The 12431-nt window shown below is 73.8% G+C and carries 9 protein-coding genes; 2 read left to right on the forward strand and 7 right to left on the reverse strand.

All coding sequences use genetic code 11. The features are described from left to right. Positions 1-32 precede the first annotated feature (32 nt). Positions 33-1991, reverse strand: a complete 1959-nt coding sequence (locus tag WMF28_RS21185) for a hypothetical protein (protein WP_437604074.1) — start codon at positions 1989-1991, stop codon at positions 33-35. A 131-nt stretch (positions 1992-2122) separates the two neighbouring features. On the opposite strand from WMF28_RS21185, the gene WMF28_RS21190 reads away from it, so the two are divergent. Next, entirely contained in the window at positions 2123-2815 is a 693-nt protein-coding gene (locus tag WMF28_RS21190; protein WP_437604075.1) for an HAD family hydrolase, read from the forward strand. Positions 2816-2852: 37 nt separating this feature from the next. On the opposite strand, the gene WMF28_RS21195 is transcribed toward WMF28_RS21190, so the two are convergent. Beyond that, positions 2853-4073: an AAA family ATPase gene (locus WMF28_RS21195; protein ID WP_437604076.1), complete on the reverse strand. Its 1221-nt coding sequence runs from the start codon at positions 4071-4073 to the stop codon at positions 2853-2855. 302 nt (positions 4074-4375) lie between these two features. Then, on the reverse strand, positions 4376-8308 hold the full coding sequence (ileS, locus tag WMF28_RS21200) for an isoleucine--tRNA ligase (protein WP_437604077.1): 3933 nt from the start codon (positions 8306-8308) through the stop codon (positions 4376-4378). Between the two features lie 189 nt (positions 8309-8497). Between ileS and WMF28_RS21205 the strand changes: the two genes are divergently transcribed. After that, positions 8498-8626 carry a hypothetical protein gene (locus WMF28_RS21205; RefSeq protein ID WP_437604078.1) on the forward strand — a complete coding sequence of 43 codons (129 nt, stop codon included), beginning with the start codon at positions 8498-8500 and terminating at the stop codon, positions 8624-8626. 26 nt (positions 8627-8652) lie between these two features. Here the strand turns inward: WMF28_RS21205 and WMF28_RS21210 are convergent, their stop codons facing one another. The 4 genes from WMF28_RS21210 to WMF28_RS21225 all read right to left on the reverse strand — a co-directional run bounded on the left by WMF28_RS21210 (position 8653) and on the right by WMF28_RS21225 (position 12381). Further along, a complete protein-coding gene (locus tag WMF28_RS21210; protein ID WP_437604079.1) occupies positions 8653-9270 on the reverse strand; it encodes a thiamine phosphate synthase in 618 nt (205 codons plus the stop codon). Positions 9271-9303: 33 nt separating this feature from the next. After that, positions 9304-9621, reverse strand: coding sequence for a tetratricopeptide repeat protein (locus WMF28_RS21215; RefSeq protein ID WP_437604080.1), 318 nt, complete (start codon positions 9619-9621; stop codon positions 9304-9306). 101 nt (positions 9622-9722) lie between these two features. Further along, positions 9723-10991, reverse strand: a complete 1269-nt coding sequence (locus WMF28_RS21220) for a glycosyltransferase family 4 protein (protein WP_437604081.1) — start codon at positions 10989-10991, stop codon at positions 9723-9725. A 100-nt stretch (positions 10992-11091) separates the two neighbouring features. Continuing rightward, on the reverse strand, positions 11092-12381 hold the full coding sequence (locus WMF28_RS21225) for a glycosyltransferase (RefSeq protein ID WP_437604082.1): 1290 nt from the start codon (positions 12379-12381) through the stop codon (positions 11092-11094). Positions 12382-12431 lie beyond the last annotated feature (50 nt).

The following is a 12431-nucleotide window of genomic DNA, read 5'->3' on the forward strand; positions in this document are numbered from 1 at the left end:
GGCCCGCTCCTACCACAGCGTGGAGCGGTCGCTCACCTCTCTCGACCGAGCGGGGCGAGCGGCCACGGCGCGAGCAAGGGCACGGGGCCGCTCGGCCGGAACCCGGGCGCGCCGGGAGGGCTCACCGCCGCGGCCCCCGATCGAGCGGCCTCCGCGCTCCGCGGCGCGGGCCCGCCCGGGCGCGGCGCCGGCGGCGCGCCGCTCTGCGGGCCCAGGCGCGGGTCCGCCGCGCCGCTCTGGCGAATCGCGCGCGCGCACTCGTCGACCGTGAGGCGGCGCGGCCCGTACGCGGAGGCGTTGGCCGCGTCGGCGTCCATCAGCCGGGTCGGGGTGTCGATCCCGAAATCGTCGGGGTGCCCCGGCTCGTCGAGCAGCACGTGGCCGAGCTCGTGCGACAGCGCGAACGAGGCGCGATCCGCGCGCAGGCCGGCGCGATCCTCGATGATCGTGTTCCGGATCGCCCCCCCGTCGGCGAAGATGAACGACTCGCCGATGCGCCCGCCGCCGGCGAAGCTCGGGACCATCACGACGTCGACGGTCGCGGGGTCGCCGTCGTCGAACGCCTTGATCAACGCGCGCTCCTCGACGGTGCCGGCGATGGCGTCCGTGTCGGTGAAGTGCTGCAGGCCGTCCTCGAGCTCCACGGCGCCGATGCACGCCGTGAGCGTGGCGTCGGTGCTCAGCGCGCCCGACGCCGGCGGCTCGATCGTCGCCAGCGCGCCGCCGGGGCGCCGCACGAGCACGTCGGTGGTCCCGTACGCGCCCGCGCCGATGACCGGGTTGTCGGAGAGGCGCACCGAGAACCCCGCGGCGCCGATCGCCGCGGCGACGGCGCGGGCCGCGGCGCCGGGGCGCATGCGGGGCCGGATCGCCGCGGTCACCTCGTGGCCGTCGACGCGCACCCGGATCGCGCCGCCGCTCGCCGGGAGGCCGTGGTCGCAGCCGATCGCGAGCAGGTGCGGGCGCGGGGGGTCGACGAAGGTGATGTCGAGCTCCTCCAGCGGGCCGAAGCTCACGCCGCACGCGCCCCAGAGGGCGTTCGCGCGCTCGACCTCCGCCCGCGCGATGGCGACGGCGCCCGCGTCGTCCCCGCCCATCGGCGGCGGCCCGCCGGCGCGCGGCCGCACCATGAGGATGCGGAGGCGCGCGCGCGTGCGCCCGAGCGGCCCGAGCGGCGAGGCGCGCGGGCCGGCGATGCGGATCATCTGGAGCTTCGGCCCCCCGGGCACCGCGACGACGAGCGCCCCGCCGACCTCGCCCTTCACCGAGCGCTCGGCGACCATCGGGTGGTTGCGATCGATGTCGTCGGCGACCGCCCGGAGGGGGCGCGTCGAGCCGCACACGAGGCCTGGCGCGACGTCCGGGGGGCACGGGACGTGGCCGAGCGGCACGCTGGACAGCCGATCGATCGCCGTGCCGGACGGCGCCGCGGAGTGGACGTCGAGGGTGAGCGGCAGGTCGTCGGGCGCGCCGATGACGAGCAGCCGGATCGCGTCCGGATCGTCGAGGTTCCCGAGCGGGTCGTCGCCGAGCCGGTCCGGGGGCGTGCGCTGGAGCGAGGCGTGGGACCGCGCCATGTCGATGCGCCTTCCGGCGCCGTCGATGGCGCGGACCTCGAACGCGCTGATCGTCCGCGTCGTGCCGAAGAGGGCGACCTCGCTCCGCCCCGCCCGGACCGCCTGGATCTCGACGCGGCGCGCGCTCGCGGGGATCGCGCCTCCCGGCTCGACGGGGCTGCCGTCGACGAGGAGCCGCAGGCCGGCGGGGATCGCGGCGGGCGCCTGGCTCGCGCCGCGCGGCGCGCGCAGCGCGAGGAGCTCCGGGGAGGGCGGCACGCGGGCCTGCGCGCCGTCGGGCACTCCGTCGGCGTCGTCGTCGTCCTGATCGACCACGACCACCACGGGCCCGGCGGCCGCGGCGGAGCGCTGCGGCCCGAGGAGGGCGCCGAGGAGGATCGAGAGTGCCGTCAGCCGGCCGTTCATGGATCGCATGGCCTTGTCCGCTCGCCCCCTCGACCAGTCTATCGCGCCTTCGTCCGGGCGCCGCTCGGGCCGGCGCGGCGGCCGCGCCGTCGGGAGCCCTCCGATGGCGATGCGTCCGGCCCTGCGCCACGTGTTGCGCCATGGTCAGCGTCAGCGCCGTCATTTTCGGTGTCGACGGCACGATCCTCGACACCGTGGATCTGCACGCGGCCGCCTGGCAGCAGGCCTTCGGGCGGTTCGGCCGAGAGGTCTCGCGGGAGAAGCTGCGAAGCCACGTCGGCGAGGGCGCGGACCAGCTGCTGCCGGTGTTCCTTTCGTCCGAGGAGATCGGCTGGATCGGCGCGGGGATCGCGGCGCTGCACGACCGGATCTACGAGCGCGAGCTCCTCCCGGGGGCGCGCGTCTTCCCGAAGGTGCGCGAGCTGTTCGAGCGCGTCGCGGGCGACGGGCGCCGGATCGTCCTCGCCTCGTCGCTGCCGCGCGGCGAGCTCGACGCGAGCATCGAGCGCGCCGGGGTGGGCGACCTTGTCTCGTGGGCGGTGTCGGCGGACGACGCGGGGAGATCGAAGCCGCGCCCTGACCTCCTCGAGGCCGCGCTCGACCGGCTGGGCAGCGTCGATCTGCGCGAGGTGCTCCTCGTCGGCGACACGCCGTCCGACGCCGAGGCGGCGGCGAAGCTCGGCATCCTGACGGTGGGGCTGCTCTGCGGAGGCTTCCCCGAGATGGAGCTCATCGAGGCGGGGTGCGCGGCGCTCTACCGCGATCCGGAGGACCTCCTCGCGCGGTACGACGCATCGCCGCTCGCGCCGCGCAGGGAGCGGCTCGCGGGGTAGCGGCGCCGCGGGCGCGGACCACGGCGCGCGGGCGGGCTCACGGGACACGCGGCGGGCGCTCGGATCGCGCGGCCTGGGCGCGCTGGCGCTCCGCGGCGCCGAGCTGATCGCGGAGCGCCTTCCGCTGCGGCGCGTCCACGGGCGACGCGGTGGTCGAGCCGTCGCGGAGCTCCACCGAGTAGACGGATTCGAGCGACAGGAGGTCGAGGAGCGCGGGGCACTCGGTCGTGAGCAGGATATGGCGCTGGGTGGAGGCGCCGCGCAGGTACTCGATCAGCGTCGGCAGCGCCCCGCGATCGACGCCCGCGTCCGGGTGCTCGAAGCCGGCGAGCACGAGCGGCGGCTCCTGCGAGAGCGCGGTGACCATGGCGGCCACCCTCAGCGTGGCGTCCGGCTCGTCCGCGGCGGCGCGCCAGCGCTCGCGGCCGCCTTCGTCGACGCCGTGGCGCAGCTCCGGGACGAGGAGCCCCCCGGACGAGGACGCGCGGGCGCCGTCGATATCGCCGGTCACCTGCGCGAGGCCGGCGAGGAACTGTTCGCTCCAGCGCTCTTTCTCGAGCGCGCGGAGGACGGAGCCCCAGTTCTCGCCGCCCGCGCGGAGGCGGCGGGACGCGCTGATCTTCTGGGGCGAGCGGAGGGTGCGCGGCGCGAGGGAGTAGAGGACCGCGCGGCGCAGCTCGTCGAGCATCGGGGTGAGCGGTCCATCGGAGAGCAGCGGCAGGACGAGCCTGGCGCCGCTCACGGCGATGGGGGCGACCCCGCGGTAGGCGAGCGTGCCGCTGCGGCCCTTGTCCTTGCGCGAGAACCCCTTCGGGCTGCCCTTCAGCCGGTCGAAGGAGACCTCGGGCGGGTCGGTGCCGGCGTCGAAGACGTCGCGCAGGCCCGGCTTGACGAGCCGCGTGAGCGCGCTGCGCTGCCACCACGCGGCCGTCTCGCTCTTGACGCGCGGCACGCCGTCCCGGTCCCCCGGCGCGAGCTGCACGAGCCAGAACCCGTGGCCCTCGGTCCTGGAGACCGCGACGCCGAGGGTGGTGAGCGCGCCGTCCCCGCAAGGGCGCTGCAGCGCGCCGCCGCCGCGCCGGCTGGCCGCTGCCTGCTCGAGCGCCCCGTTCGCGCACTCGGCGAGGAACCGCACGGCGTCGAGCAGGCACCCCTTCCCTGCGCCGGGCGGACCGACGAGCGCGGTCAGCGCGCCGAGCGTGAGCTCGAGGCCGGCGCCGATGCTGCCGTAGTTGCTGACATAGATGTGGGTGATCATCGCGGCACGGGGCCCCGGATCGAGGAGCTCCACGCCGCCGCCCGCACCGCGACGCAGCGGGCGGAGCGGCCCAAAGCGCCCAGCTGGGACAGCGGAGCGCCCTTCCGGGATGTCCAACGGCCGATCACGAACATGCCCTCCCCGCGCGCGACGCCCACGCCGGCGCACCAACCCATCGGAGGACGGCTTTCCTCCCAGGCCGGCCGCGGCGCCGCTTCCGTCACGAGCTTACACGAAGCGGATTCGTGTCGATCCACGCGGGATGCGTGGGGTGTCGAGCCATCTGGGTGCTGGCTGACAGTTCACGGCATGCGCGCCAAGCCGATCTCCAGCGCCTCCCCCTCTACGGATGCGTCCATGGTGCTGATCTCCCCCTCGAGGGCACCGCCCACCACGAGCTCCGCGGCGAGCGATTCTGCCATGATCAAGCCCCGCGCCGCCTCGGCGACGCGGCATACGCGCTGGCTGCCCCGGATGGCGAGGCGGATCCTGTCGGTGAAGTCCAGCCCCGCGCCTTTCCTGGCCGCCTGCACGCGCGAGAGGATCTCCCGGCCGAGCCCCTCGTCGCGGAGCGCGTCCGTGAGCGCCGTGTGCAGCACGACGACCCCCGCGCGGCCGCCGGCCGCCGCGAACCCCTCGCCCGCCTCCACGACGACCTCGATCTCCTCGGGGCCGAGCTCCACCGGCTCGCCGTCGAGCGCGATCGCGATCTTGCCCTCGGTCGCGAGCGCCGCGCGCAGCGCCGACGCGTCGGCCTTCGCGAGGACCTGCTTCGCGAGCTGCACCTTCTTGCCGAGCTTCGGCCCGAGCGCGCGGAAGTTCGGCTTGAGCACGTAGCGCACAGCGCTCCCCTCCTGCCCGGGCTTCAGGAAGCGCACCTCGTGGACGTTGAGCTCCTCGGCGATGAGCGGCACGTGCTCGGCGAGCGCCGCCGCGAGGCCCTGCTGCGACAGCACGATGTCCGCGCGCGCGAGCGGCTGCCGCACCTTGAGCCTGTTCGCCGTGCGCACCTGCAGGCCGAGCGAGACGAGCTCGCGCACGGCGCGCATCTCGATCGCGAGCGGCTCGTCCACCGCGGCGGCGTCCGCCTCCGGGAAGGCCACGAGGTGCACGCTCGCGGGCTGCGACGCAGGCCACGGCCGCCGCACCAGGTTCTGGTACACGGCGTCGGCGAGGAACGGCGTGAACGGCGCGCTCAGCTTGGCGATCGCGACGAGCACCTCGTACAGCGTGAAGTACGCGTCGCGCTTGTCCTGGGCCGCGCGCACGGCGCCCGGCGCGACGTCCAGCGGATCGGCCGGAGAGGACGGCGAACGCCGATCCTCGACACACGTAGAGGACGGCGAACGCCGATCCTCGACACACGTAGAGGTCGGGGCCCAGAAGCGCGCGCGGCTCCGGCGGACGTACCAGTTCGACAGCGCATCCACGAGATCGACAAGCCGCTGCGCGGCCTCGTACAGCCGGTACTCGTCGAGGTGCGCCGTCACCTCCCGCGTCGAGAGCGCGACCTCCGAGAGGATCCACCGGTCGAGGAGCGATCGCTCCTTCGCCGGCCGGTAGCCGGCGCTCGCCGCGAGCGCCGCGGGCGACGTGTCCCTCGCCTCGGGGTTCCCCTCTGCCGGCGAGAAGCCGTCGATGTTCGCGTAGATGGTGAAGAACGAGGTGACGTTCCGGAGCTTGACCGCGAACTCCTTCTGGTACGCGCGCACGTTCGTCAGCGAGTGGCGAGTGTTCGTCCACGGCGGGGAGGACGCGTAGAAGAACCAGCGGAACGCGTCGGCCCCGGGCGCGGGCGTCGTCGGGTCCTCGATGGTGACGCGCTCGGGCTGAGCGAGCCGCGGCACGTCGTTCGGCTTCACCGAGAGCGCGTCGCTCCTCGGCGTGAGGCCGAGGCGATCGAGATCGGCGTCGGAGAGCGCGACGATCCGCCGCGGCATCCCCTTCTGCGGCCGGAGCTCCATCGCGATCGGCTGCGCCTCGCGATCGGCGCGGTACATCCGCACCTTCGCGGCGTCGCCCGTCAGGTCGAGCCCCTCGTAGTCCTCGCGCGCGATGAGCGCGACCCCGTCCTTCGGCTGGGCGCCCTTCACTTCGGAGGCCCGCACCGCCGCGAACTCCATCCGGACGCGCTCGAGGATGACCTCGGGCGGCGTGTAGTTGCCCTTCGACTTGCTCTCCTTCTTGCCCTCGCGGTCGCAGACGTGCCCCAGCACGACGCACGTCCTGTACGGGTGCGGGTAGCTCCGGATCCGCGACAGCCCGAGCTTCTCCTGCGTCGCCTCGTCGAAGACCAGCGTCGAGACCATCAGCAGCGAGTAGAACCAGCCCCGCGTCTGGTCGATCGCCTCGCTGATGAAGTCCGCCGGGAACGCGCGATCGAACAGCTCCTTCGAGCCCGGCGCGTGCGGGTAGCCCCACTGCGCGAACGGCATGCTCCCGCTGTCGAACCACGCGTCGATGACCTCGGTCACGCGCCGCATCTCGCCGCCGCAGGTCGGGCACGGGAAGGTCACCCGGTCGATCCACGGCTTGTGGACGATGAGGTGGTCGTTCAGGCTCGGGTCGGCCTTCTTCGCCTCGTGGAAGTGGTCGAAGGCGCGCGGGTTCAGCGCCTCGATCTCGGCGACCGACGCCGGGGCGAGCTGGTGCTCCTCGCTGTTCGCGCAGATCCAGACGTTGAGCGGCGTCCCCCAGTACCGCTCGCGCGAGAGCGCCCAGTCGACGTTGTTGGCGAGGAAGTCGCCGAAGCGGCCCTCCTGGATGTGGGGCGGGAGCCAGCGGATCGCGCGGTTGTTGGCGATCGCCTTGTCGATGTTCTCGCGCGTCCTGATGTACCAGGCGGGCCGCGCGAGCTGGATCAGCGGGTCGTCGTCCGCGCGCCAGCAGAACGGGTAGTCGTGCCGGTACTTCTCGTCGTGGACGAGCAGCCCGCGGGCCGCGAGATCCTTGAGGATGAGCGGATCGGCGTCCTTCACCCAGAGGCCCGAGAAGGGCGTGAGCCCCGGCTCGAAGGTGCCGTCCGGCCGGACCGCGCACAGCATCGGCACGTCGCCCGCGGCGCCCGGCTCGGCGAGATCCGCGATGCGCCGCTTGTGCGCGTTGAAGTCGTCCTCGCCGAACGCGGGCGCGATGTGGACGATCCCGGTGCCGGAGTCGAGCGTGACGAAATCCGCGCCGAGCACGACCCAGTAGAGCGGCTCGTCGTTGCCGTCCTTCCTCCGCAGGGTGGCGCCCTCGAGCGACCTCGCGAAGCTGTCGAACGGCGGGCGGTATCGCTTGCCGATGAGCTCGCTCCCCTTGAGCTCGCGGAGCACGGGCAGATCGCGCTTGAACTTCTTCGCGAGCTCCTCGCGCAGCGCCGCGGCGACGATGAGCTTCCCGGCCACCGGCGCCGCCCCGCCGCCAGCGTCCGCCGGCGCCCCGGCGTCCACGACGACGTAGTCGAACTCGGGCCGCACGGCGGCGTAGCCGTTCGAGGGCAAGGTCCACGGGGTGGTCGTCCAGGCGCAGAGCGCCGTGTCGGGCTCGTCGACGAGCGGGAACGCCACGAACACGCTGGGGTCGTCGACCGTCTTGTAGTTCAAGCCGACCTCGGCCGCGCTGAGCGCCGTGCCGCCCTGAGGCCACCACCAGCACACGCGGTGGCCGCGGTAGAGCAGCCCCTTCCTGTGCAGCTGCGAGAGCGCCCACCAGACGCTCTCGACGTAGCTCCGGTGGTAGGTGACGTAGGCGCTGTCGAGGTCGACCCAGAAGCCGATCTTGTCGGTCAGGCTCTCCCACGCCTCGGTGTACCGGAAGACCGAGTCGACGCAGCGCGAGATGAACGGCTCGACGCCGTAGCGCTCGATGTCGGCCTTGCCGTGGATGCGCAGCTCCTTCTCGACCTCGACCTCGACCGGCAGGCCGTGCGTGTCCCAGCCGGCCTTCCGCGGGACGTCGTAGCCGCGCATCGTCTTGTAGCGGGGGAAGACGTCCTTCACGGCGCGCGTCAGCACGTGGCCGTTGTGCGGCATGCCGTTGGCGGTCGGCGGGCCCTCGTAGAAGACGAACGTGCCCCGGGAAGGGCCGGTGGCGCGGGTCTCGGCGCGGAGGGTCTTCTCGAAGATGCGGTGCTGCTTCCAGAAGGCGAGGATCTTCGCCTCGTCCGCGGGGAAGTTCAGCTCGGTCGCCACCTTGTCGAACAGGGGCTCGTGCGGGCCGCCGGTCGGTTTCTTCGAGGACGCTTCGGACATGGCCCGACCTAGTAGCAAGGCCGATTGCCAGCGTCGAGGGAGGCGCTGGGGCCGGCGCGGAGGCGCGCGACGAGCGGCAGGGGTGCTAGGATCGGGCGATGAGCGCGCAGCGCCCGCCATTTCCAGGCAATGCGCCCGCGGTCGAGGCCGCGTTCCAGGCCGCGCCGGAGGCTCAACCCGGTCGCGCAGATGCTTGAGGTGTACCGGCTCGACGACGGCCGGTGGTGGCTGCTCGATACCCACGAGGGTGACGAGGCCGTGCGGCCCGAGCCGTTCGAGGCGATCGAGCTGCCGCTCGCCGCGCTCTGGGCGCGGTAAGTCGCCGCCGGGCGCGGCGGCGCGGCTCACCCCGCGCGCGGCACCGGCAGCGCGCCGTCGAAGTCGGCGCGGATGGCGGCCACCCCGTCCGCGCCCGCCGCGAGGCAGGCCGGCGCCGAGGCCGCGTCCACGCCGCCGAGGGCGATGAGCGCGACGCCGCGCGGCGCCGCCGAGAGGCGGGCCCGCGCCTCGCGCAGCGCGGTCAGCCCGAGGGGCGGGCCCTTGCCGGGCGTCGCGAAGATCGGCGAGAGCACCGCGGCGTCTGCCCCGGCCTCCGCCGCGCGGAGCACCTCGTCCACGCTGTGGCACGCGACCGAGACGAAGACGCCGGCGCCGAGCAAGGCGCGCGCGTCGGCCACCGCGACCGAACGGCGGCCGAGGTGCACGCCGTCCGCGCCCAGGAGGAGCGCGAGATCCAGGCGGTCGTTGACGAGGAACGAGGCGCCGATCGCGGCGGTGGCGTCGCGCAGGCGCCGGCCGAGCGCGTGGAGCGCCGCGCCGGAGAGCTCGGGGTCGCGGAGCTGCACCGCCACGCGGGCGCGGGCCTCGGGCGGCAGGGCGCCGAAGGCCGAGAGCCGCGCGCGCAGCAGCGGCTCCGGGACGTCCGCCGTCTGGGTGATCAGGGTCAACCTCGGGGTGAGCATGGCCTTCCTCCAGCGCGAAAGCGGGGCGGAGCGTCAGCGGGCCCCGTCGCCCGGAGCGCGCCCGCCCGGAGCGCCCGTGTCGCCGAGCGCCTCGAGGTCCTGCCGGGCCATCCGGGCGAACCGGCTGGAAGGATACCGCTCGACAAGGAAGCGCAACGTATCGGCATGGGCGCGGCGGTCGCCGTTCGCCTTGAAGCGCCCGGCCAGGTCGTACAGCGCCTCGCTCGGATCCTCGTACTGGCGATGATCCGGGTCGACATCGCTCACGCACTGGTAGGGAGCCCGCGCGACGGCGGCGAGGAGCACGAGCGGGCCCAATGCCGCGCGGAAGCCGGTGAGCACGAGCGGCATTGGTCGCTGAACGGGCGCGAGCGTCAAGAGGACGCCGCTCCCGCGAACCATCACGACCGCCGCGAAGGCCGCCCCCGAGGCGCCGCGACCCGCCCGTCAGCTCAGGGGGCGCCCGTCCGCGGTGCGTCGCTCTCGAGCCCGCTCTTCGGGGCCGGGACGCTGAAGGCCACGTCGTCGAGCTCCTGCCCGCCCGCGCTCGGCCGCCGCGCGCTGCGAATCGAGCGCAGGAGCGTCTCGTGGAGGGCGCGCGCGCTGTCATCCCAGTCGCGCCCGCCGGCGAGCTCCGCGATCCGCGCCGGGTCGTAGTCGTGCCGCGCGGCGCGCAGCAGCGCGTCCGCCAGCGCGTCCGTGTTCCCGGGCGGGATGAGCTCGCCGAGCTCCGGGCTGTGCAGGACGTCCGGGATGCCCCCCACGGTCGTCGCCACAACGCGGCGCCCCGAGGCGAGCGCCTCCAGCACGACGTTGGGCGTCCCCTCGTGCAGGCTCGGGAGCACCAGGGCGTCCGAGGCCCCGAGCCACAGCGACACCTGGTCGTGCGGCAGGTAGCCGGTCACCGTCAGCCGGCCGCCCAGCCGGGCGGCGGCGGCCCTGCACGCCTGCTCCTCGGCGCCGCTGCCCACGAGCGTCAGCTCGATGTCCGGGTGCGCGGGCGCGAGCCGCTCGAACGCCGCGACCAGATCGAGCACCCCCTTGTCGCGGTTCAGGTGGCCGACGAAGACGAACAGCTTCGAGCCCGGGGACCGGCCGAGCGCCGCGCGCGACTCGGCGCGGTTGCGCGGCTGGAACAGCTTCGCGTCGACGCCGTTCATGATGACGTCGATGCGATCGCGCGGCACGCCGAGCGCCGCGACCCCGTCCGCGAGCTTGCGGCTGACCGCGACCACCCGGGTCGCGCGGGTGAGCCCCCAGCCGAGCGGCCGTCGCAGCCGCCCGTCGCGCGGGATGATGTCGATGTCCGAGCCGTGCACCTTGATCACCACCGGCACCCCGAGCAGCCGCCCCAGGCACACCGCGGCAAAGCCATCCGGGTAGGCGAAGGCCCCGACGATCACGTCGGGCGACGGGCCGCGCCCGACGAGCTCCGGGAGCATCGACGCTGCATACAGCGGGCCGTTCAGGGCCGGCGCGACCCTCGGCACGTAGAGATAACGCGGGTGCCGGACCGGCAGCCCATCGATGACCTCCTCGCGCGGCGCGCTGGCGCCGATCGGCCACTTCGAGAGCCGCTTCATGCCAGGGAACCACGGGATCGTCGCGAGCACCCGGACGTCGCAGTAACGCGACAGCGCGGCGAACTGGCGGCGATTGTACGGTGCCTCGTCCGGGTGTACCGCGTTCGGGAAAATTTTCGTGATAAGCAAAACGCGCATCCGCCGCAAAAGCGCCTCCTGTTCGATCCGAGGCAGTGAGCGCCCCGACAAAGGCTGTTGTTCTGGTTCTATCAGAAGCCCCGGACAAGCCTGATGAGAGCTACACGTCCAGCCCCGCCCGATCGCCGGGCCGCCCGTCCCGCTCGCCCCGTCCGGCGGCCGGGCCGCCCGCTGGAGGGCGCGCCGGCTCGGCCGAGCCCGCGGGGGCCGACTGCGCGCCCGCCCGGGGCGAGGTCTCCCCGCCGCGCCGCCGGGCGACGAGCTCGTCGAAGAGGCGCACGTGCGCGTCGACCATCGCCTCCAGGCTGAACTGCTCGGTGAACTTCGCGGGGCTCTGCGTGCGCGCGCGCTCGCGGAGCTCCGCGTCGCGGGCGACGCGCGAGAGGTGCTCGACCAGCGCGCCCGGGTCCTTCGGCGGGACGAGGTACCCGTCGACCCCGTGCTCGACGACCTCGGGGACGCCGCCGACGCGGCTCGCCACGATCGGCTTGCCGAGCGCGAGCGCCTCGAGCAGCGCGAGCGGCAGCCCCTCCCAGAGCGACGGGAGCACGTAGGCGTCGAACGCGGAGACGAGCTCGGGGACGTCCGAGCGATAACCGGGGAAGAGCACCCGGTCGCCGAGCCCCGCGTCCCTGGCGCGCTGCTGCAGCTCCCCCCGGAGCGGGCCGTCGCCCGCGATGACGAAGCGCGCCTCCGGCACGCGCCGCAGCACCTCGGGCGCCGCCTCGATGAGGTAGCGGAGCCCCTTCTGCTCGATGTGCACCACCGCGCACCCGAACACGAACTCTCGCTCGCCGATGCCGAGCTCCGCGCGGATGCGCCCCTGCTCGCCGCTGCTCAGGGCCCGGGCGAAGCGCGTCCCGTCGATACCATTGTGGATGACCCGGACCGGCGCGCGGACCTTCACGTCGTCGACGAGGATGCGCTTGAGGTCGTGCGAGACCGCGACCATCTCGTCGGCGAGGTAGGCGTAGTAGCCGAACTTGCGCCGATCGAAGCCCTTCGCCCGGTTGATCTGGTTGTGCTCGGAGTAGACGACCTGCGGCCGATTCCGGAGCAGGCGCGCCGCGATCCCGGCGAAGATGAGCGGAGCCCGGTTGTGGACGTGGACGATATCCACCGAGCGCTGGTGGAAGAAGCGCCGGATCCAGAGGAGCGCCTCCGGATCGCTCTTGAGGCCGGGCAGCACCGGCCGGATGTCCTTGGTGATCACCAGGCACTTCGAGCGGGGGAGCTTGACCTCCGAGAAGAGCCGCCCTTCGCCGTCGAGGCAGATCAGCGACAGGTCGAAGCCCTGATCGCCGAGCCGATCGAGGAGGCTCAGCACCACCTTCTCGAGCCCGCCGACCTCGAGGTTGTTCACGACCATGCAGACGTTGGGCTTGCTCATACTCTCCTGAGCGGACCGTCAGGTCGCCGCGGCCGTCCTCGGGGCGCCTC

Source organism: Sorangium sp. So ce590 (genome assembly GCF_051521365.1).
Taxonomy (GTDB): domain Bacteria; phylum Myxococcota_A; class Polyangia; order Polyangiales; family Polyangiaceae; genus Sorangium.

What these genes read in the sequence shown, in the direction of transcription:
- WMF28_RS21205 (WP_437604078.1), top strand. Translation starts at nt 8,498, where the DNA reads ATGCTTGAGGTGTACCGGCTCGACGACGGCCGGTGGTGGCTGCTCGAT.
- WMF28_RS21225 (WP_437604082.1), bottom strand. Translation starts at nt 12,381, where the DNA reads ATGAGCAAGCCCAACGTCTGCATGGTCGTGAACAACCTCGAGGTCGGC.
- WMF28_RS21215 (WP_437604080.1), bottom strand. Translation starts at nt 9,621, where the DNA reads ATGCCGCTCGTGCTCACCGGCTTCCGCGCGGCATTGGGCCCGCTCGTG.
- WMF28_RS21210 (WP_437604079.1), bottom strand. Translation starts at nt 9,270, where the DNA reads ATGCTCACCCCGAGGTTGACCCTGATCACCCAGACGGCGGACGTCCCG.
- WMF28_RS21190 (WP_437604075.1), top strand. Translation starts at nt 2,123, where the DNA reads ATGGTCAGCGTCAGCGCCGTCATTTTCGGTGTCGACGGCACGATCCTC.
- WMF28_RS21185 (WP_437604074.1), bottom strand. Translation starts at nt 1,991, where the DNA reads ATGCGATCCATGAACGGCCGGCTGACGGCACTCTCGATCCTCCTCGGC.
- WMF28_RS21195 (WP_437604076.1), bottom strand. Translation starts at nt 4,073, where the DNA reads ATGATCACCCACATCTATGTCAGCAACTACGGCAGCATCGGCGCCGGC.
- WMF28_RS21220 (WP_437604081.1), bottom strand. Translation starts at nt 10,991, where the DNA reads ATGCGCGTTTTGCTTATCACGAAAATTTTCCCGAACGCGGTACACCCG.
- ileS (WP_437604077.1), bottom strand. Translation starts at nt 8,308, where the DNA reads ATGTCCGAAGCGTCCTCGAAGAAACCGACCGGCGGCCCGCACGAGCCC.